This is a genomic window from Streptacidiphilus sp. BW17, from assembly GCF_041262485.1.
Classification (GTDB): domain Bacteria; phylum Actinomycetota; class Actinomycetes; order Streptomycetales; family Streptomycetaceae; genus Streptacidiphilus.
Genome location: NZ_JBGCCR010000014.1, coordinates 90859 through 109739 on the forward strand (window position 1 = coordinate 90859; position 18881 = coordinate 109739).

16 protein-coding genes are annotated in these 18881 nt (G+C 71.9%); 3 read left to right on the top strand and 13 right to left on the bottom strand.

Annotation, left to right across the window (positions count from 1 at the left end; all coding sequences use genetic code 11):
- Window positions 1–165: 165 nt before the first annotated feature.
- Window positions 166–1011, top strand: coding sequence for a sirohydrochlorin chelatase (locus tag ABH940_RS19125; protein WP_370070307.1), 846 nt, complete (start codon window positions 166–168; stop codon window positions 1009–1011).
- Window positions 1012–1160: 149 nt separating this feature from the next.
- On the opposite strand, the gene ABH940_RS19130 is transcribed toward ABH940_RS19125, so the two are convergent.
- From ABH940_RS19130 to ABH940_RS19170, 9 genes are all read right to left on the bottom strand, one after another.
- Window positions 1161–2177 (bottom strand): LacI family DNA-binding transcriptional regulator, encoded by a 1017-nt coding sequence (locus ABH940_RS19130; RefSeq protein ID WP_370070310.1) that lies wholly within the window; start codon window positions 2175–2177, stop codon window positions 1161–1163.
- A 115-nt stretch (window positions 2178–2292) separates the two neighbouring features.
- The gene (locus ABH940_RS19135) at window positions 2293–3468 is read right to left on the bottom strand and encodes an MFS transporter (RefSeq protein ID WP_370070312.1); all 1176 of its coding nucleotides are present in this window, start codon (window positions 3466–3468) and stop codon (window positions 2293–2295) included.
- A gap of 3 nt (window positions 3469–3471) precedes the next feature.
- Window positions 3472–4548, bottom strand: coding sequence for a LacI family DNA-binding transcriptional regulator (locus tag ABH940_RS19140; RefSeq protein WP_370070314.1), 1077 nt, complete (start codon window positions 4546–4548; stop codon window positions 3472–3474).
- Window positions 4545–6293 carry a glycoside hydrolase family 13 protein gene (locus tag ABH940_RS19145; protein WP_370105815.1) on the bottom strand — a complete coding sequence of 583 codons (1749 nt, stop codon included), beginning with the start codon at window positions 6291–6293 and terminating at the stop codon, window positions 4545–4547. The genes ABH940_RS19140 and ABH940_RS19145 overlap by 4 nt, the downstream gene beginning before the upstream one ends.
- A gap of 72 nt (window positions 6294–6365) precedes the next feature.
- Window positions 6366–7214, bottom strand: coding sequence for a sugar ABC transporter permease (locus tag ABH940_RS19150; RefSeq protein ID WP_370070319.1), 849 nt, complete (start codon window positions 7212–7214; stop codon window positions 6366–6368).
- Window positions 7211–8218, bottom strand: coding sequence for a carbohydrate ABC transporter permease (locus ABH940_RS19155; protein WP_370070321.1), 1008 nt, complete (start codon window positions 8216–8218; stop codon window positions 7211–7213). The genes ABH940_RS19150 and ABH940_RS19155 overlap by 4 nt, the downstream gene beginning before the upstream one ends.
- A 181-nt stretch (window positions 8219–8399) precedes the next feature.
- Window positions 8400–9689 (bottom strand): extracellular solute-binding protein, encoded by a 1290-nt coding sequence (locus ABH940_RS19160; protein WP_370070323.1) that lies wholly within the window; start codon window positions 9687–9689, stop codon window positions 8400–8402.
- 140 nt (window positions 9690–9829) lie between these two features.
- Window positions 9830–12670, bottom strand: a complete 2841-nt coding sequence (locus tag ABH940_RS19165; RefSeq protein WP_370105816.1) for an FAD-binding and (Fe-S)-binding domain-containing protein — start codon at window positions 12668–12670, stop codon at window positions 9830–9832.
- 54 nt (window positions 12671–12724) lie between these two features.
- Complete coding sequence (locus tag ABH940_RS19170) at window positions 12725–13567, bottom strand: hypothetical protein (protein ID WP_370105817.1); 843 nt, start codon at window positions 13565–13567, stop codon at window positions 12725–12727.
- Between the two features lie 118 nt (window positions 13568–13685).
- Between ABH940_RS19170 and ABH940_RS19175 the strand changes: the two genes are divergently transcribed.
- Together ABH940_RS19175 and ABH940_RS19180 are read left to right on the top strand one after the other, a co-directional pair.
- A complete protein-coding gene (locus ABH940_RS19175) occupies window positions 13686–14561 on the top strand; it encodes an SMP-30/gluconolactonase/LRE family protein (protein WP_370070329.1) in 876 nt (291 codons plus the stop codon).
- A gap of 94 nt (window positions 14562–14655) precedes the next feature.
- The gene (locus ABH940_RS19180) at window positions 14656–16407 is read left to right on the top strand and encodes a hypothetical protein (RefSeq protein WP_370070332.1); all 1752 of its coding nucleotides are present in this window, start codon (window positions 14656–14658) and stop codon (window positions 16405–16407) included.
- On the opposite strand, the gene ABH940_RS19185 is transcribed toward ABH940_RS19180, so the two are convergent.
- From ABH940_RS19185 to ABH940_RS19200, 4 genes are all read right to left on the bottom strand, one after another.
- Window positions 16404–16973, bottom strand: a complete 570-nt coding sequence (locus ABH940_RS19185) for an ATP/GTP-binding protein (RefSeq protein ID WP_370070334.1) — start codon at window positions 16971–16973, stop codon at window positions 16404–16406. The genes ABH940_RS19180 and ABH940_RS19185 overlap by 4 nt on opposite strands.
- A 117-nt stretch (window positions 16974–17090) precedes the next feature.
- Entirely contained in the window at window positions 17091–17837 is a 747-nt protein-coding gene (locus ABH940_RS19190) for a hypothetical protein (RefSeq protein WP_370070336.1), read from the bottom strand.
- Window positions 17837–18091, bottom strand: a complete 255-nt coding sequence (locus ABH940_RS19195; protein ID WP_370105818.1) for a hypothetical protein — start codon at window positions 18089–18091, stop codon at window positions 17837–17839. Before ABH940_RS19195 ends, ABH940_RS19190 begins: the two co-directional genes overlap by 1 nt.
- Window positions 18092–18432: 341 nt before the next feature.
- Window positions 18433–18876, bottom strand: coding sequence for a DUF742 domain-containing protein (locus ABH940_RS19200; protein WP_370070340.1), 444 nt, complete (start codon window positions 18874–18876; stop codon window positions 18433–18435).
- Window positions 18877–18881: the final 5 nt, after the last annotated feature.

Here is an 18881-nt window from a genome sequence, read left to right on the forward strand (position 1 = left end):
CTTGATCAACAGCATGGAACTCCCCCGTGACACACAGTCAGTAACCACGTGCCCGTACGACCTGTGTGACGCTGCTCACGCGACTTCGGTTCGTTCGGGGCCTTACTCCCCGGTATAGGGCACCCGCCTCCCAGGGCGCGAACGGATGACCTACCATCGTCCCCCATGAGCACTGCCGCGACTCCAGGCACGCCGCTGCCTGTCCGTACGCCCACCGCCCGCGCGCGCGGACGCCACCGCCGTCCCGAGCGGCCCGAGATCCCCGCGAGCGCTTCCACGCTCGTGCTCGCCGTCCCGGCGCCGGCCAACCCGGACTCCCGGCGGCTGGCGGAGGAGATCGCCACGCTGATCCGCCTGGACCAGCCGGACGCGCAGGTCACCGCGGCCTATCTGACGGCCGCCAAGAACGTCGACGGCCTGGGCGACTGCCCGTCCGTCCAGGACGTGCTCAGCGCGGCGGTGGAGGCGGGCACGCCGCCGATCGTGGTTCCGCTCTCCCCCGGCCCCAGCGCCGAGCTGGACGCTGTGCTGGCCGGGTTCGAGTCCGTCCAGCGGACGGACTCGCTCGGCCCGCACCCGCTGCTCGCCGAGGCCGTCCACGTGCGCCTCAGTGAGGCCGGTCTGGCCCGCGCGGACCGCGCGCGTCTCTTCGCCATCAACACCTCCGCCGACGGCATCGTGCTGGCCGGCACGGGCGGCGCGGAGGCGCTGGAGCTGGCCGAGGTCACCGCGGTTCTGCTGGCTGCGCGCCTGGCCGTCCCGGTGGTGGCCGCGTCCCTCGACTCCGCGGAGTCGGTCGTGGCGGCGATGACCCACCTGCGTGAGACCGGCTGTGTGCAGCCGGCGCTGGCGCCGTACCTGCTGGGCCCGGAGGTCAACGCCGACCTGCTCAAGTCCCTTGCGGACGCGATCGACTGCCCGCTGGCCGAGCCGATCGGCACGTACCCTGCGGTGGCGCGACTGGCGCTGGGGCTGTACCTCGGTGCCCTGGGCATCGAGGCTGAGCTCTAGGAGCAACCATCAGGGGCGCGGGGCTCTGCTTGATTGACTGCGCGCGCGACAAGCCACCCACGGCAGATGGTCCCCAATGAACGGGGCCATCCGCACAGGGTGGTTTCTCGCGCCCCTAAAGAGTGCAACTTGCCCGCTCGCCCGACGGTTTACGCGACAGAGCCCGTCGAGCCGCGCACGACCAACTCCGGCTGGAAGACAAACTCCCCCCGCTGCGCGGGGTTTCCGCCGATCTCCTCCAGCAGGACGTTGACCGCCGCCGCGCCCATCGACTCGACCGGCTGGCGGATGGTGGTGAGTGGCGGGTCCGCGAAAGCGATCAGCGGGGAGTCGTCGAAGCCGACGACGGAGATGTCGCCCGGGACGGTGAGCCCCCTCGCCCGCGCTGCGCGGATCGCACCGAAGGCCATCAGGTCGCTGCCGCAGACGATCGCCGTACAGCCCTTGTCCAGCAGGACGTTGGCCGCCGCGTGGCCGCCCTCGACGGTGAAGAGGGAGTGCTGGATCAGCCCCCGGCCCTCCTCCTCGGAGAGGCCCAGGACCTCGCCCAGCGCGGCGGTGAAGCCCTCCTCCTTGCGCAGCACCGGGACGAAGCGGGAGGGACCCACGGCGAGCCCGATGCGTTCGTGGCCCAGCCCGGCCAGGTGGCGGACGGCCATCCACATCGCTGCCCGGTCGTCAGGAGAGATGAACGGCGCGCTGATCCGCTCGCTGTAGCCGTTGATCATCACGAACGGCACGCCCTGGCCCTGGAGCTTGTCGTAGCGCGTGGTGTCGGCCGTCGTGTCGGCGTGCAGGCCGGAGACGAAGACGATGCCGGTGACGCCGCGTTCGACGAGCATCTCCACCAACTCGTCCTCGGTGGAACCGCCGGGCGTCTGCGTGCAGAGCACCGGCGTGTAGCCGTAGCGGGTCAGCACCTGCTCGATCACCTGGGCCAACGCCGGGAAGATCGGGTTGCTGAGCTCGGGCGTGATCAGGCCGATCAGGCCCGCACTGCGCTGTCGCAGCCGGGTCGGACGCTCGTAGCCGAGCACGTCGAGGGCGGCCAGCACCGTCTGCCTGGTCGCCGCGGCGACGCCCGGCTTTCCGTTCAGCACTCGGGAGACGGTGGCCTCGCTGACCCCCGCCTGTGCCGCGATGTCGGCCAACCGCGCTGTGTTCACAGCACCAAAGCCTATTGCACGTACACACTTTCGCCTGCTGTTTGCCCGACGGCCGGACGATTCGGACAGTTCTTCAGGCGTACAGCTTCAGGCGTACAGCTTCAGGCGTGCAGCTTCAGGCGAACCGCCTCAGTCGAAGCGACAGAAGCAGCGCCACCAGCGCGGCCGCCGCGGGGACGTGGTACCCGGCTCCCGGAGCGAGGTGGTCGACCGTCCAACCGCCCGCCGCCGTACCCGCCGAGACGCCGATCAGCAGGCCGGTGGTGGTCAGCGTGAAGCCCTCCGTCAGCCGGTTCTCAGGGACGAGTTCGGCGACCAGGCCCATGCTGGTCGACATGGTCGGCGCGGTGGCGAACCCCGCGACGAGCAGGTTCAGCGCCACCTGCCAGAGGCTGCGGTCCAGCGGCAGCGGAGCCAGCGTCACCGTCATGGCGACCAGCGCCCAGCGCAGCCGGACCACCGCCGGGCCACGGGGCCGCCACAGGCCGAAGGCGATGCCGGACAGGCAGGAGCCGAGCGCGTAAGCGGCGAGCACCAGGCTGGCCTCGGCCTTGTGTCCGTGGGACTGGGCGAAGCCGACGGTGGTGATCTCCATGGTGCCGAAGACGCAGCCCGCCGCCATGAGCATCGGCACCAGCGCGGGCATCCCCGGAGCGCGCAGCGCGCCGCCGGGTCGGGTCCGGGCTGCCTCGTGGGTGCGTCCGGGCGGCGGTTCGGTGCGGCGCTGGGTGGCCAGGGCGAGGATGCCCGCCAGGCCCAGCAGAGAAGCCGTCAGATACGCGGTGAGCGGCGAGAAGGAGGTCGCCAGCGTCATGGCCGCGATGGGGCCGAGGACGTAGCAGAGCTCGTCCACCACACCCTCGTAGGCGTAGGCGGTGTGCAGCACCGCCTGGTTGCCCCGGTGCAGGAAGGACCAGCGGGCGCGCGCCAGCGAACCGGTGTTGGGGCCGACGCCGCTGAGCGCGGCGCAGGCGAGGTAGAGCCAGGTGGGCGCGTGGGCGCGCAGGGTGAGGACCAGTCCGAGGCCGCCGAGCGTGGCGAGCAGCACCGCCGGGACACTGACCCTGGCCTGCCCGTGACGGTCCACCAGCCGTGCCTGCCAGGGCCCGACGACGGCGATGGCCACCAGGACCGTCGCGCCGCCGAGCCCGGCCAGGCTGTAGGAGCCGTGCAGCGAGGTGACCAGCAGCGTCGCCGCCAGCGAGAACATCCCCACCGGGAACCGTGCCACCAGCACCGCCGCCGTGAACCCCTTCGCCCCGCGCGGAGCGAAGAGCGCGCGGTACGCCATCCCTCAGCCTCGTCCGCGCTGCCGCGCGCCCGGCGAACCGCATGCTCCCGTCGAACCCCGGACCACCAACTCGGGCTGGAAGACGAACTCGGCGCGGTGGACCGGGACCGCGTTGATCTCCTCCAGCAGGGCGTCGACCGCCGCCGCGCCCATCGCCTCGACGGGCTTGCGGATCGTGGTGAGCGGCGGGTCCGCGAAGGCGATCAGCGGAGAGTCGTCGAAGCCGACCACGGACACCTCGCCCGGCACGTCGAGTCCGCGTTGGCGGGCGGCGCGGATCGCGCCGAAGGCCATCAGGTCGCTGCCGCAGACGATCGCCGTACAACCCTTGTCCAGCAGTGTCCCGCCGGCGGCGTGACCGCCCTCGACGGTGAAGAGGGTGTGCTGGACCAACTCCTCGACCTCGGCGTCGGCGTACCCGAGCAGCTCGCGCACCGCCGCCGTGAAGCCCGTGAGCTTCCGTGCCACCGGCACGAACCGGGCCGGGCCCACGGCCAGGCCGACGCGCTGGTGGCCGAGTTCGGCCAGGTGCCGGACCGCCATCCACATCGCCGCGCGGTCGTCGGGCGAGACGAAGGACGCGTCGATCCGCTCGCTGAACCCGTCGATCAGCACGAACGGCACGCCGCGCCCGGCGAGTCGGGCGTAGCGCTCGTGGTCGGCGGTGGTGTCCGCGTGCAGGCCGGAGACGAAGACGATGCCGGTGACACCGCGGTCGACCAGCATGTCGACCAGTTCGTCCTCGGTCGAGCCGCCCGGGGTCTGGGTGCAGAGCAGCGGCGTGTAACCGTGACGGGTCAGCACCTGCTCGACGACCTGGGCCAGCGCCGGGAAGATCGGGTTGTTCAACTCCGGTGTGATCAGCCCGATCAGCCCGGCGCTGCGCTGCCGCAGCTTGACCGGGCGGTCGTAGCCGAGCACGTCCAGCGCCGCCAGCACCGTCTGCCGGGTGGTCGCCGAGACGCCCGGCTTGCCGTTGAGCACCCGGGAGACGGTCGCCTCGCTGACGCCCGCCTGGGCGGCGATGTCCGCCAGCCGGGCGGGCGGTGATGCCGGTCCGCCCTGTGACGGGAGGCTCATCGGTCCGTCCACCAGACGGTGGTGTCGGCAGCCACCTCGACAGTCCCACTGCCGGCGGTCCCGCTGCCGGCAGTCCCGCCGTCGAGCACCGGCTCCGCGCCCGAGGTGAGCAAGGGCCGCCCAGGCACGGGCAGCCGCACCGGCGCGGAGCCGGTGTTCGCGACGCAGGTGAATGCGCCGCGACGGAAGGCCAGCACGCCCTCGGGCGCGTCCAGCCAGTCCACGCCGTCGCCCGCGCCCAGCGCCGGGTGTTCGGCACGGATCGCGAGCGCGGAACGGTAGAGCTCCAACGTGGAGGTCGGGTCGCCGGTCTGCATCTCGACGCTCAACTCCGCCCACCCGGGCGGCTGCGGCAGCCAGCTGGGCCCGCCCTCGGCCGGCCCGAAGCCGAACGGCGCCGCCGTGCCGGACCACGGCAGCGGCACCCGGCAGCCGTCGCGGTAGCCGTCCTGGCCGTTCTGGCGGTGGAAGGACGGGTCCTGACGCACCTCGTCCGGCAGGTCGGTGACGTCGGGCAGGCCCAACTCCTCACCCTGGTACAGGTACGCGGACCCCGGCAGGGCCAGCATCAGCAACGTCGCGGCCCGCGCGCGGCGCAGCCCGAGCTCACGGTCGCCGGGCGTGCGGATCTGGGTGCTGGTGGACGGCTCGTTGGCGAACCGGGTGGCGTGGCGGGTGACGTCGTGGTTGGAGAGCACCCAGGTGGCGGGCGCGCCGACCGGACGCATCGCGTCCAGGGTCAGGTCGACCACCTCGCGCAGCGCCTCGGCCTCCCACGGGGTGGCCAGGTACTGGAAGTTGAAGGCCTGGTGCAGCTCGTCCTCGCGGACGTACTCGGCGGTGCGGGCCACGGTCGGGGTCCACGCCTCGGCGACGAAGATCCGGTCGTCGCCGTACTCACCGCCCGAGTACTCGGCGAGGATCGGCCGCCAGGAGCGGTAGATCTCGTGGACGCCGTCCTGGTCGAAGAAGGGCATCGCGTCGTGGCCGAGCAGCTTGAGCTGGTCGTGCACGCCGAGGTCGGGCAGGCCGGGGGCCTTGACCAGGCCGTGGGCGACATCGATCCGGAAGCCGTCGACGCCGAGGTCCAGCCAGAACCGCAGGATGGAGCGGAACTCGTCGGCGACGGCCGGGTGGTCCCAGTCGAAGTCCGGCTGCTCGGGCGCGAAGAGGTGCAGGTACCACTCTCCCGGGGTGCCGTCCGGCTCGGTGACCCGGGTCCAGGCCGGGCCGCCGAAGATGGACTCCCAGTCGTTGGGCGGCAGTTCGCCGTTCTCGCCCTTTCCGGGCCGGAAGTGGAAGCGGCGGCGCAGCGCCGAGCCGGGGCCCTCGCGCAGCGCCTGCTGGAACCACTCGTGCTGGTCCGAGCAGTGGTTGGGCACGATGTCGAAGATGACCCGCAGGCCGAGCGCGTGCGCGTCCTCGATCAGGCCTGCCGCGTCGGCGAGTTCGCCGAACATGGGGTCCACCCGGCGGTAGTCGGAGACGTCGTAGCCCGCGTCGGCCTGCGGCGAGGCGTAGAACGGAGAGAGCCAGACCGCGTCCACGCCCAGGTCGCGCAGGTAGGGCAGGCGCGCGCGGACGCCCGCCAGGTCGCCCATGCCGTCGCCGTTCGCGTCGGCGAAGCTACGCGGATAGACCTGGTAGATCACCGCCTCACGCCACCAGTCGGCTCTCCGCCGCGCGTCGGGCTCGCCTTCACCACTGAGCGCGGGACGGACCGGGACGACGAGATGCTGGGTCATGGATTCCCTTGGAAGCGAGAGAACTTCGACTGAACTGCGAGAGGTGGTGTGGAACGGGAGGCGCGGACTCGGTCAGCCCTTGGTGCCGCCCGCGGTGAGCCCGGCGACCAGGTTCTTCTGCACCAGGTAGAAGACGATCGCCGCCGGAATGGCGATCAGCACGCCGGTGGCCGCCAGGTAGTTCCACTGCGAGTTGTACTGGCTGACGAACTGCTGCATGCCGACGGCGAGGGTGTACTTGTCCGACGACAGCAGGAAGTAGGAGGCGAAGGCGACCTCGCCCCACGCGGTGATGAAGGAGTAGAAGGCCGCCACCGCCAGGCCCGGCCTGGCCAGCGGCAGGATCAGCCGCCAGAAGGTGCCGAAGGGGCTGAGCCCGTCGATCCGGCCCGCTTCGTCGATCTCCACCGGGATGGTGTCGAAGTACCCCTTCATCAGCCAGGCGACGTAGGGGACGGTGGTGGTGCAGTAGACCAGGATCAGGCCCTGGTAGGTGTCCAGCAGCTTGGTGTCGGCCAGGATCTTGTAGAGCGGCACCAGCAGCACGGCCACCGGGAACATCTGGGTCAGCAGGAACGAGTACATCAGCACGCCGCGCCCGAGGAACCGCATCCGCGAGACCGCGTAACCCGCGCTGGCGGCGAGCAGCACACCGAACACCATGGTCCCCGCCGCCACGATCGCGGAGTTGGCGAACCAGGTGAAGAAGTCGGTGTGGCCCAGCACGTAGCTGTAGTTGGAGAGCGACGCACGCCCGAGGATGTGCTGCGGGTGCTGGTAGTCGTACTGCCCGGGGCCGAGCGAGACGTAGACGACCCAGGCCACCGGGAAGGCCGCTACGAACGCCGCCACGGCGAGGACCGAGTGGAGTCCGAGGGAGGCGAGCGGGCTGCGCTCGCCTCGACGACGGGGCTTGGTCATGCTGCGTCTCCCTGCATGCGGCGGATCCAGCGCCGGTAGAACTCGGTGAAGACGACCAGGACGGAGAGGCAGAGCACGCCGACCGTCGCGGCGCGTGCGTAGTCCATCGGCTCCTGGCCGAAGAAGAGGCGGAACGAGTAGGTCACCAGGATCTGCACGCTGTCGCTGTTGGTGGTGCCGAACAGCAGGTAGATCACGTTGAACTGGTTGAAGGTCCAGATGATGCCGAGCAGCACCAGGGTGCTGCTGACCGGTCGCAGGCCCGGCAGGGTGACGTTGCGGAACCGCTGCCAGGCGGTCGCGCCGTCCATCTCGGCGGCCTCGTAGAGCTCGCCCGGAATGGCCTGCAGGCCGCCCAGCATCGAGACCATCATGAACGGCACGCCCACCCAGACGTTGACCGCGATCGCGGCCACCCGCTGCCACAGCGGGTCGCTGAGCCACTGCACATGACCGATGCCGACCAGACCGAGGAGGCTGTTGACCAGCCCGTCGTCGGCCAGCAGCAGCCGCCAGGAGAAGATGGTGACGAAGGTCGGCACCGCCCACGGCAGGATCAGCAGCATCCGGTACGCGGTCCGGCCGCGCACCTTGCGGTTGAGCAGCACGGCCAGCCCGAGGCCCAGCGAGATGGTGAGGACGACACAGCTGACGGTCCAGACGATGGTCCACCCGAAGTGCGGCCAGAACTGGTTGTCCGGCCCCGACAGGATGTCGATGTACGTCTTCAGCCCCACCCAGCTGAAGGTGTCCGGGATGTGGTTGACCCCGATGGTGTGCCCGACGTTGAGGCTGGTCGCGTCCGTGAAGGTGTACATCACGCCCAGCACCAGCGGATAGCCGACGAGCACGCCGAGCACCACGACGACCGGGGCGCACATCGCCCAGGCGTACCAGAACTGGTCGTACGACTGCCGGATCCGGCGGAACGGCCCTGGGCGTCGCGCCTCGGCCCGGCCCACCGGATCCGGTGGCGCGGCCTTGGCGGGTGCTGCCACGGTCATGCTGACACCTCTTCAGACACTGCTGCTACCTGCTACTACCTGGGAAGGGAACTGCGACCGACCGGCCGCCCGCAACGCCGTGGAACCCTCCGTCCACGGCGCCGTGACGGCCGGCCGGGGTCTGGTCACCGGGTACGAGTCACCCGGATCTGCTCACCGGGTTCGAGTCACCGGCGTCCGGTCACTGCGCGGCGTAGTCGGGGAGTTCCTTCTGCGCCTGGATGGTGACGTTGTTCATCCCGGTCTGCACGCTCTCCTGGTTGAGCAGGATCTTGGTGAGGTCGGTCTGGAAGGTGTTGTAGAGGTCGCTGTACTGGACCAGCGGCGGACGCGGCACACCGGCGGACAGCACCGCCTGGAAGTCGGCGATCCCGGGGTTGGCGGTGACGGCCGAGGTGTAGGCGTCGCTGCGGGTCGGCAGCGTGGAGTTCTTGGTGGCGATGGTCTGCTGCGAGGCGGCAGAGGTCATGAAGGCGATGAACTTCTCGGAGGCGGCCTGGTGCGCGGCGTCCGAACCGGCGTAGGCGACCAGGTTGGCGCCGCCGATCGGCGCGCCCGCCTTGCCGGCCGACCCGGCCGGGACCACCGCGACCCCGAGGTTGGACGCGCTGGCGAAGGCGGAGCCCTTCAGCACGTTGGTGGTCTCCCACGGGCCCTGGATGATCGAGGCGACCTTGCCGCTCTCGAAGGCGTCCATGATGTTGGCGTAGCCGTTGGCGGTGGTGTCCAGCTTGCTCACACCCGGAGCGGCGAGCAGGTTCTTGAGGGTGGTGATCGCCTTGATCGCGGGGGCGGAGTTGAACTCCAGCTTCTTCGCGCTCAGGTCCACCATGTCGGTGCCCTCGCCGTAGAGGAACGGCATGGCGTAGTAGGAGGCCGGGTTGAAGGCGAAGCCGTCGACGCCGTCCTTCGTCTTGACCGCCGCGGCGTCGGCCGTGAGCTGGGCCCAGCTGGTCGGCGCGGCGGTGATGCCGGCCTTGGTGAAGAGCTGCTTGTTGTACATCAGCGCCAAGGTGTCGGTCACCTCGGGCATGCCGTAGAGCTTGCCCTGGTAGGTGGCCTGCTGGACCAGCTGCTGCTCGAACTTGGCCTTGTCGGCGGAGGCGGGGGTCCCGTCCAGCGGGACCAGGTAGCCCTGCTGGGCGAAGCCCGCGACCCAGCCGACGTCGGAGCGGAGCACGTCCGGCGCGCCCTTGCCGGCGGCTGCCGCGGCAGTGAACTTGGTCTGCGCGGTCGCGAAGGGGACGTTGACGTAGTCCACCTTGATGCTCGGGTTCGCGGCCTCGAACTGCGCGACCAGGGCCTTGTAGGTCGGCGCCTCGTTGGTGGCGTCGGAGGTGTCCCACCACGTGATGGTCACCGGACCCGCGTTGGCGGAGGCGCCGCCGGAGCTGCTGCCAGAGGAACCGCAAGCGCTTGCAGAAACCGCTATCGCCGTCGCCAGAACGGCCGCCGCAATGCCACGACGCATCGATGGACTCCTTCGGGGGTGGGTGCCCGGGTCGCACAGCCGCCGGGCTTGGGGAGGAACGTAACAGCGATGCAATCGGCTTGGAAAGCCCTTGCAGCAACTTTCTGCAAGGGCGCCGGATCGTTACCCCCGCGTGTCCGTCAGATGTCCGACCGGGTCCCACTTTCGGGCAGCAGTCGCTCCAGCCACTCGACGAAGTGCAACGCGCGGCGGCCGTCGGCGAGCTGCGCGATCTGGGTCCGGCAGCTGAAGCCGTCCGCCAGCACGGTCGCGTCCGGCTCGGCCCGCAGCGCGGGCAGCAGCACCCGCTCGGCGGCCGCGACGGACACCGTGTGATGTCCAGGCTCGAAACCGAAGTCTCCCGCCAACCCGCAGCAGGACGGCGGCAGTTGGCGCAGGGTGAGCCCGAGACGGGCGGCGAGGCGCCGGTCGGCGTCGGTACCGAGGACGGCGTGCTGGTGGCAGTGCGTCTGCACCAACGCGCTCGGCCGGTCCGCGAGCGGCCGGCCCGCGAGCGTCAGGGAGTCGAGCAGCTCGGGCCGACGGTCCAGCTGCTCGTTCAGCAGCTCCGCGAACGTCCGCACCCGGTCGGCCAGTCGAGAGTGCGGCCCGCGCAGTTCGGCCGCGCAGCTCGGCTCCGCCACCACGATCGGCAGCTCCGGATCGGCGTCCAGCAGCGGCGCGAGCGTGCGCAGGGTGCGGTTGCGGGTGCGACGGGCCGCGTCGAGACGTCCGGTGGTGGCCTCCGTCAGCCCGCAGCAGACGGGTCCTTCGGGCAGCACCGGCCGAAACCCGAACCGGCGCAGCACCGTTGCGGCGGCGTGCAACACCTCGGGCTGCAAGTGGTTGCCGAAAGTGTCGGGCCAGAGCAGCACCGGCCGACCACCCGAACCCGTGTCTGCCACGCCCTCGGTGAAGGCGCGCGCGGGGATCGGCGGCAGCGGGCGCTGCGGAGTGGTCCCGGCCAGCCGTGCCAGCAGCGGCCCGAAGCGGCTCCGTGCCAGCGCGCCGACCGGCCGGGCCAGCCGAAGTGCGCGCAGAAGCCGCAGGTTGCGCGGCAGTCCGCCCAGCGTCCAGTGGATCCTGGGTCGCAGCCGGTGCCGGTAGAAGCGGTGCAGGAACTCGGACTTGTACGTCGCCATGTCGACATGCACCGGGCAGTCGCTGGCGCAGGCCCTGCACGCCAGGCACAGGTCCAGCGCCTCGCGCACCTCACGCGAGCGCCAGCCGTCCGTGACGAGGGCGCCTCCCAGCATCTCGCCCAGCAACCGGGCCCGGCCACGCGTCGAGTGCCGTTCCTCCCTCGTGACCGCGTAGCTCGGGCACATCACCGTCGCCGGGTCGTCGGTGACGCACGCGCCCACCCCGACGCAGCGGCGCGCGCCGTCGGCCAGGGGCAACTCCCGCCGGAGCGCCGGTTGCCGCAGATCGGCGTCGAGCGGGCGCGGGTCGACCAGATTGCCCGGGTTGAGCAGGTTCTCGGGGTCCCAGAGCGACTTGAACGCCCCGAACAGCTCGATGACGCGCGGGGGGTACATCCGCGCCAGCAACTCGCCGCGCGCCTGGCCGTCGCCGTGCTCGCCGGAGAGCGACCCGCCGTGCCGCACCACCAGGTCGGCGGCCTCGGTGAGGAAGCCGCGGAACCGGCCGTTCTGCGGGCGGTCGAGGTCGAAGTCCATCCGCAGGTGCACACAGCCCTCGCCGAAGTGCCCGAAGGGCGTTCCCTGGAGCCTGTGTGCGGCCATCAGCTCCCGCAGCTCGCGCAGGTACCCGGCCAGCCGCTCCGGCGGCACGGAGGCGTCCTCCCAGCCCGGCCAGGCCTCCGAGCCGTCCGGCGCCCGGGTCGCCGTCCCAGCCGCGGCCTCACGCACCCGCCACGCCGCCCGCTGCGCCACCGGGTCCTCGACCACGGCGACGGCCGCCCCCTGCGCCCGCGCGGCCCGTTCGAGCGCCCGGGCGTGGTCGCCCGCCTCCGCCTCCAGCAACAGCCAGCCGCCGCTGCCGCCGCTCAACCCGGCCAGGCCGCCGGGGACCAGGTCCCCGCCCATGCCCTCCGCCGTCAGCGGGCGCAGCGGCAGCAACTCCAGCACCGCCTCGGCGGCGGCGCTCTCGTCCGCGTATCCGGCGACGACCAGGACGTGGCGGCTCGGCAACGGGGCCAGTACGACGGTCGCGCCCAGCAGCAGCGCGCAGGTGCCCTCGGTACCGGTCAGCGCGCGGGCCAGGTCGAAGCCGCGCTCGGGCAGCAGTGCATCCAACGCGTAGCCGGAGACGCGACGCGGCAGCTGCGGGAAGTCCTGGCGCAGCGTGGCCAGGTTCTGCTCGGCCAGCGCATGCAGCCCACGCAGCAGTTCGCCCGCGCGACCGGGTGTGCTGCGCAGCAGCTCCGCCCGTGCGTCGGCGGAGAGCGGGCCGCTGACGGTCAGTTCGGTGCCGTCGGCGAGCAGCAGGTCGAGCGAGCGGACGTTGTCGGCGGTGCGGCCCCAGACGACGGAGTGCGGGCCGCAGGAGTCGTTGCCGATCATCCCGCCGAGCGTGCAGCGGCTGTGCGTGGACGGGTCCGGTCCGAAGACCAGCCCGTGCGGACGGGCCGCCGCCTGGAGCGTGTCCAGCACCGTCCCGGGCAGCACACACGCGGTCCGCGCCTCCGGATCGACGTCCGTCACCCCGGCGAACCGAGCCCGCAGGTCGAGCACCAGGGCTCCGGGGCTGATCGCCTGTCCGCCGACGCTGGTCCCGGCCCCGCGCGCCAGCACCGGCACCCCGTGCTCCCGCGCCAGGGCCACCGCCGCCCGCACGTCGTCCGCCGACGCGGGCTTCACCACCCCGAGCGGGACCTGACGGTAGTTGGACGCGTCGTAGGCGTAGACGGCCCGCTGCGCGGTCCCGAAGTCCACCTCACCCCGGAGCGCACCGCGCAGCGCGCGTTCGAGAGACTGCGCATGTCCGGGAGACTGCGCTTGTCCGCGAGAAAGGGTCACCCGGTCATTCTCGGGCGGGCATGCCCGATCTCGTGCGATATCGACCCGGTCCACTCACGTGCCGAAAGCCGCCGCCTCGCGTGCCGCGGCGGTCGTGCAGGGCGCGAGCAGCGGCGCGGCCCAGGCCAGCAGCCGCCCGGACGGTTCAGTCTCCGCGAATGCGCACGCACCCGGCTGTCCGGTGGCGAAGACGCCCGCCCGACTGGTCCGCTCCCCCGTCGAGCCCGCGTTCAGCTCCGCCGCCAACTCGCTCCCGCTCGGCACTCCCGCCGGGACCCCAGGCAGGGCCGGGCAGGCCGTCGGCACGGGATCACCGACGATGTCTCCCGCCCCGTCACCAGCCCCGTCAGCGGCCGGACCACCGACCGAACCGCCGGTCCGACCAACGACCGAACCGCCCGACCGCACCGGCTGCACTGGCTGCACCGGCTGCCAGTCCATGGCGTAGCAGCGCACCACCGTGGCCGCGCTCCGCCCGTCGAAGGCGCCCGAGCTCGCCTGGCCCACGAGCCGAACCGTCAGCACGGCGTCGCCGGGACGTCGGACGTCGACGCGGAGCAGCTCGCTCGGCACCGAAGTCGCCGTCTCCGCGAAGCGGGCCTCGTCCGGCAGGCCGTCGGGCGGAATCTGACGCAGTGCCAGGGCCAGCAGCCGGGCCTCGCCGTCGGCCGCCTGCGTCGCCAACTGACCCGGCGGCGGATCGGCCAGCCAACCGGCCGCCTGCCCGACCACGGCGACCGACGCCACGACCGCGAGCGTGAGCACCACGCCCCCGAGCCGCCGCAGGCCGCAGACGCGGCGCAACACGCCGAGCGGGCGCAGCTCGACCAGCCCGCGCAACTTGCCCGGACTGACCAACTTGCCCAGCCGCCAGTGCGTCAGTACCGCCCCCTGCATCGCCTAGCCCGCCCCCGCATCCTTCCGGTGTGTTCGGTCCGTGAAGAACCATTGTGCGGCCTGCGAGCATGGTTGTGGGCACCGAGGTCCCACCTCGCCACAGAATCCGGAGCAGCACATGCCGTTGGAACATGCCGACGTCACGCCACTCGCCCTGGGCGAGGGCGCCTTGTGGGACGCCGCGACCGGACGCGTCTACTGGATCGGCGTCGAGGACCGCACGCTCCGCTGGCTCTCCCACGCCGACGGTTCCGTCGGCGAGATCGCCCTGCCGACCATGCCCGGGACCGTCGCGCCGTACCGGGACGGCACCGTGCTGCTGGCCGTCGCCGAGGGATTCGCGCTGCTCGACACCGCGACCGGCACCCTGCGCACCGTCGCCGAGGTGGAGACCGACCGCCCCGACCGGCGGATGAACGACGGCAAGTGCGACCCCTTCGGCCGGATCGTGGCCGGCACCATGCAGGTCGACGAACCGCGCCGGCCCGGACCGCTCTACCGGCTGGAGCCGGACGCGGCGGACAGGAGCGGCGTCCCCGGCATCCCCGGCGTCACCGCCGTCCCGATCGCCGACGGCTTTCTGATCCCCAACGGCCTCGACTGGCCCGAGCCGGACCTGCTCTGGCACACCGACACCCCGCGCCGCCGGATCGACCTCTACGCCTACCCGGAGCACGGCCCGCTCGCCACCCCGCTGCGCTCGCTCGACCTGTCCCATCTCGGCGGAGACCCGGACGGCATGACGCTGGACGCCGAGGGCAACCTCTGGATCGCCTTCTGGGGCGGCGGCGTGGTCCGCTGCCTGTCCCCGCAGGGCCGGCTGCTGGAGACCGTCGAACTGCCGGTGCCCAACGTCACCAGCTGCGCGTTCGGCGGCCCCGAGCTGGACACCCTCTACGTCACCACCGCGGGCGGCGGCCTCTTCCGCCAATCCGGCCTGGGCCGTGGCCGACCCGCGAACGCCTGGTCCGGATTCGCCCGGCCAGGCGAATAGTTGCTCCGCAGTCCTCACTCGTTGGGGCCCTTCCCCACTCGTTGGGGCCGTTCGCCGTGAATGCCGGATTACGTCGACTAGCGTCGGCCTCGCCATGCGGACCATCGTCAACCGGACCGGCGCCGGACAGTCGCACACCGATGAACCACCGGTCATCGCCTCGCACCCGCTGATCAGCCCGCTGCTCGCGCACCGGATCCTCTCGCTGGTCGCGCTGCTCAGCCTGTTCCAGGGCCTTCCGGCCGACCTGCGCAGCGAGGCCGTCAGCCGGGCCTACCTCAGCGCGGGCTTCGGCGTGCTCTACGGCACGCTGCTCGCCTTCGCCGTCCTGATCTCCCTCGCCCGGCGGCCGGTGACGCTGCGTCGACTGGATCTGGCGGTGCTCGGCGCGGCGCTGGTCCGCGTCGTCCTGCAGTTGGGCACCGGTTCCGGCCGGGGCACCCTGCCCTACGGGGACGACGAGGGCGCGCTGATCAGCATGGCCTCCCGCGCCTTCGCGGCAGGCGGACACGTCTACGGCGCCCACTTCCCCACCGCCGGCGCGGTCTACCACGTCGGCCTGACCCCGCTGATGACCGGCAGGCCCGTCGACGTCTTCGGCTATCCGCCGCTGAGCGTGCTGCTGAACGCCCCGTTCGCCGCGCACGGGCTGTTGCCCGCGCCGTTCTGGGTCCCCGTGGCCGGGCTCTGGTCGCTGGCCGCCGTGGTCGCCGCCGGCGTGCTGATGTTCCGGCTGCTGCCGGTGCCGCTGCGGCCCGCCGCGACGCTGGCGCTCTTCGGCATGAGCTGGATGTTCCCGTACGCCCGCGACGGCTACCCGGTCTTCCTGACGCTGCCGTTCCTGGTCGTGGTGTTGGCGGGCTGGAGCCGGATCGGCGCGGGCGGACGCCTCGGACGGTCCGGAGTGGTCTCCGGCTGCTGCCTGGGCCTGGCCGACTCCGCGCACCAACTCGCCTGGTTCCTCACCGCGTTCGTCCTGCTCGGGGTGGTGCTGCTGCGCCGGGGCGAGCTGGGCTCCTGGCGTCCCGCCGTCGCCGTCACCGGTCGCTACGCGGGCCTGGCCGGGGCCGTCTTCCTGGTCGTCAACCTGCCGTTCCTGATCCGCGACGGCTTGGACTGGGCTCCTGGGATCGTTGCCGTGCTGACCCAGCACGCCTCACCGCAGGGCCTCGGGCCGGTCGACATCAGCTACTACCTGACCCGGGGCAGCGGCGCGCTCGGTCTCTACTCCACGGCCGCGGCGGCGTTCCTGTTGGCGACGCTGGTGCTCTTCGCCCTCCACCCGGCCCGTCTCGCGCCCGCCGTCGCCGTGCTGCCGTGGCCGGCGTTCTTCCTGTCGGCTCGGTCGACCGAGACCTATTTCATGCTGCTGACGCCGCTCTGGCTGACCGCGCTCGCCTGCAACGAGCGGGCGTCCTTCGCCACGGCGTGGACCTGGCGGCTGGCGGTACTGCGGGCCCGACCGGTCCGCCTGGCGCTGCCCGCGCTGCTGGTGCTCCCGGCGGTGGTCCTGCTTGCCGTCGCTGTGCTCACCCCGCCGCCGCTGCACGTGGCCGCGACGGCGAGGGCCAAGCCCACGGCGGGCATCAGCCGGATCACCGCGACGCTGCGCAACACCGGGGACCAGCCGCTCTCCCCCGCCTTCGCCACCAGCAACAACGCCTGGATGGACTTCAACTGGCGGATCGTCTCCGGTCCCGCGACCCTTCCCGCGCACGGCACCGCCCGCTACCTGCTGGTCCGGATCGGCGCGCCCTTCGCCCGCAACCCCTCCGGGGCGACCTACCTGCGCGTGCTGTCGGACGGTCCGATGACCCTGACCAACGAGCGCCTTCGTCTCGGCTAGGCCCTGTCCGGCCCCAGCGCCAGCGCCAGCGAGACCGTCTCGACCAGCACCTCCTTGACGCTGTCCTTGGCCCGGGCGTCGCAGAGCACCACCGGCACCTCCGGCGCGAGGTCCAGCGCGGACCGGACCTCGTCCGCCGGGTAGCGGGGAGCGGCGTCGAAGCAGTTGACGGCGACCACGAACGGGATCCCGCGCCGCTCGAAGTAGTCGACCGACGGGAAGCAGTCCTCCAGCCGCCGGGTGTCGGCCAGCACCACCGCGCCCAGCGTGCCCTGGGCCAACTCGTCCCAGACGAACCAGAACCGGTCCTGCCCGGGCGTGCCGAACAGGTAGACCGCCAGACCCGGCCGGATGTCGATCCGGCCGAAGTCCATGGCCACCGTGGTGGTCTGTTTGGCCTCCACACCGGCGGTGTCGTCGAGCGGCCGCCCGGCCTCGCTGAGCCGCTCCTCGGTGCGCAGCGGCCGGATCTCGCTGACGGCGCCGACGAGCGTCGTCTTGCCGGCGCCGAAGCCGCCCGCGACAAGTATTTTCACAGCGACGGGGTTCACGGCGTCGGGGTTCACGGCCGCACCTTAGGGCACCGGCCGGGGTGCCGGTCAAGGCCGCCCGTTCCGCGGGACACCGCTCCGGCCTCGGCCCGTGCCCAGCTCAGCCCGCACCCAGCTCAGCCGGTGCCCGACTCAGCCCGTGCCCAACTGCTGGAATCGGGCGAGGCTCTGGACGTATGCGACCGGTGTCACATGGACGGGCCCGGCATAGGGATGGGTCAGGTGCAGCACCATCCAGACCCCGAAGCCGACCACCGCGCCGACCAGCCCCAACGCCACCGCCTCGCGGCGGTGGAAGGTCAGCCCGGCGATCGGCGCGTAGAGCAGCACCAGCAGGCCGGTGCAGATCAGCGCCGGATAGAGCGGCCACGGCATGGTCGCCGAGGTGTCCGCGAGCCGGATCTGCCGGGTCGTGTAGACCGTGTCCAGATCACTGAGCTCCTGGTCCTTGGCCGCCTGCGCCGTGGGGGTGGCGGCGGGCAGCGCCTCGACGTGCGCCCGTACCGTGTCGAGCCGCTGCCAGGCGGCCGGGCTGGCCTGGCCGGACGCCATGGAGGTCCACTCCTTGTCGATGACGGCGGTCACGTAGTCCTTGAGCAGCGGCCTGGTGGTGGTGTCGGCGTCCGTGTAGGCGGCGTTGACGGCACGCGACTCGTCGAAGGTGTGCCCGCGCGCCGTGTTGAGGTTGGACCACGACCCGGCGATCAGAAAGGCCGCGATCAGCACGAAGGAGGAGAGCGAGGCCGAGCCGAGGAAGCCCAACGCGCCTCCGGAGAAGGCTCCCTCCTTCGAGCGGGCGGTCCGCCCGAACCCGGCGAGGACCAGCACCGCGAGCAGTCCGCCCACCACAGCAGCCGCGAGAAATCCCAGATTGGTCATCAACGACCCCTTCCCAGCACATGGTTGAGCGCGCCCGCCCCGGCGGCGACCAGGGCGGGAATGGTGATCGCGACATATACGAACGCAGCCTCGGGCGCGGCGGGAGCCGCCGTCACGGTCGGCTGCGGCAGCACGTGCGGCACGGCGGTGGCGGCCTTGACATCAACCAGCGCGATCGAGGGCAGCGGAGAAGGCGGCGGCTTGGGCGGCGGCGTCCGGTGCGGCGTCACCCGCAACGGCGGGCGCGGGTGCACGACGACATGCGGGTGCGGCCGGTGCGGCACCACCCGGACGCAGCTGAGCGGCGGGGGGAACGCCGGTGGTACGGGCGGCGGATGCGGCGGCGAGAACGATCCCGGTCCGGCCGGTGGTACGACCGGCACGTGCGGGGGTGGTACCGGCGGGGGCGCGCAGATCCCAGGCGACATGCGCCGAAGCTGCCCGCACGCCGCCACGCCACTCCGGAGCCGCACCCGATTGACCCGTCCGGGCGAGAAAACGTCGAACGGGCTTGCCGCGCCAGGACTAGCCGCACTGACGAATCGTCAGAGAGCGCGGAACGTCAGAGGCGCTGAACACCAAAGGGCGCTGAACGTCAGAGCGCGCGCAGCCCCTGGATGACCTCGCGCAGGATCTGGACGTCCGGCAGCTCGGCGAGCGGTACCGGCCGGGTGACCTGGATCAGCTCGGCCGCCAGCAGGTCGCCGAGGAGGATCCGGACGACCCCCAGCGGCAGATCCAGGTCCGACGCCAACTCCGCCACCGACAACGGCCCGTGGCGGACCAGGTCGAGGATCGCCTCGTGCTCGGGATCCTGTGCGTCCTCGTCCGCGATGCCCGGTTCGCGCGGCACCGCGCTGATCTGGGTGACCACGTCGAACGCCTCGGACCCGGAGTGCCGGGTCCGTCCCCGAGTCAGCGTGTAGGGACGTACCAGCTGGGACAGGTCATCCCAGTCATCGTCATCGTCCTCGTCCCACACGTCGTGCGCGTCCTGCCCGTCGTGCTTGTCGTGCCCGTCCCGCTGCTCCCCCGGCATCGAGG

Bases quoted from the DNA above. Each gene is read 5' to 3' on its own strand.
- ABH940_RS19125 (WP_370070307.1), top strand. From the start codon at position 166: ATGAGCACTGCCGCGACTCCAGGCACGCCGCTGCCTGTCCGTACGCCC.
- ABH940_RS19135 (WP_370070312.1), bottom strand. From the start codon at position 3,468: ATGGCGTACCGCGCGCTCTTCGCTCCGCGCGGGGCGAAGGGGTTCACG.
- ABH940_RS19140 (WP_370070314.1), bottom strand. From the start codon at position 4,548: ATGAGCCTCCCGTCACAGGGCGGACCGGCATCACCGCCCGCCCGGCTG.
- ABH940_RS19145 (WP_370105815.1), bottom strand. From the start codon at position 6,293: ATGACCCAGCATCTCGTCGTCCCGGTCCGTCCCGCGCTCAGTGGTGAA.
- ABH940_RS19150 (WP_370070319.1), bottom strand. From the start codon at position 7,214: ATGACCAAGCCCCGTCGTCGAGGCGAGCGCAGCCCGCTCGCCTCCCTC.
- ABH940_RS19155 (WP_370070321.1), bottom strand. From the start codon at position 8,218: ATGACCGTGGCAGCACCCGCCAAGGCCGCGCCACCGGATCCGGTGGGC.
- ABH940_RS19160 (WP_370070323.1), bottom strand. From the start codon at position 9,689: ATGCGTCGTGGCATTGCGGCGGCCGTTCTGGCGACGGCGATAGCGGTT.
- ABH940_RS19170 (WP_370105817.1), bottom strand. From the start codon at position 13,567: ATGCAGGGGGCGGTACTGACGCACTGGCGGCTGGGCAAGTTGGTCAGT.
- ABH940_RS19175 (WP_370070329.1), top strand. From the start codon at position 13,686: ATGCCGTTGGAACATGCCGACGTCACGCCACTCGCCCTGGGCGAGGGC.
- ABH940_RS19180 (WP_370070332.1), top strand. From the start codon at position 14,656: ATGCGGACCATCGTCAACCGGACCGGCGCCGGACAGTCGCACACCGAT.
- ABH940_RS19190 (WP_370070336.1), bottom strand. From the start codon at position 17,837: ATGACCAATCTGGGATTTCTCGCGGCTGCTGTGGTGGGCGGACTGCTC.
- ABH940_RS19200 (WP_370070340.1), bottom strand. From the start codon at position 18,876: ATGCCGGGGGAGCAGCGGGACGGGCACGACAAGCACGACGGGCAGGAC.